Raw genomic sequence first — 540 nt, forward strand, 5'->3', positions numbered from 1 at the left:
GGTCCTTCGGCTACACGCCGGATGCCGGGTTCTCGGGGTCCGACAGCTTCACCTACTTCGCCAATGATGGCAGCGCGGACGCAGCCGCCCCGGCGGCGGTGACGATCACGGTGGCCGACCCGACGAACACCGCGCCGGTTGTGGCCGACGAGACCTACAGCACCGATGACGGCGAGACGCTGACCATCGGCGCAGCTCTCGGCCTTCTGGCCAATGACAGCGACCCGGACGCGGCGGACACGATCTTCGTGCAGTCCTTCACCGCCGCCGGCAACGGCGATCTGTCGGTGACCACGGACGGCTCGTTCGAGTACACCCCCGATCCCGGCTTCGTGGGCGCCGAGACGATCAGCTACACCGTTTCCGACGGCACGGCGACCGACCAGGGGACACTGACCATCGATGTCGTCAACGAGGGGCCGGTTGTGGCCGACGAGACCTACACCACCGATGACGGCGAGACGCTGACCATCGGCGCGGCGGCGGGCCTTCTGGCCAATGACAGCGACCCGGACGCGGCGGACACGATCTTCGTGCAGT

1 protein-coding gene is annotated in these 540 nt (G+C 68.0%); it reads left to right on the forward strand.

Annotation, left to right across the window (positions count from 1 at the left end):
* Positions 1–540: Ig-like domain-containing protein (locus tag V8324_RS22290; protein ID WP_336422049.1), on the forward strand; the 540-nt coding region annotated here is incomplete at both ends.

Source organism: Roseovarius sp. D22-M7 (assembly GCF_037083785.1).
Classification (GTDB): domain Bacteria; phylum Pseudomonadota; class Alphaproteobacteria; order Rhodobacterales; family Rhodobacteraceae; genus Roseovarius.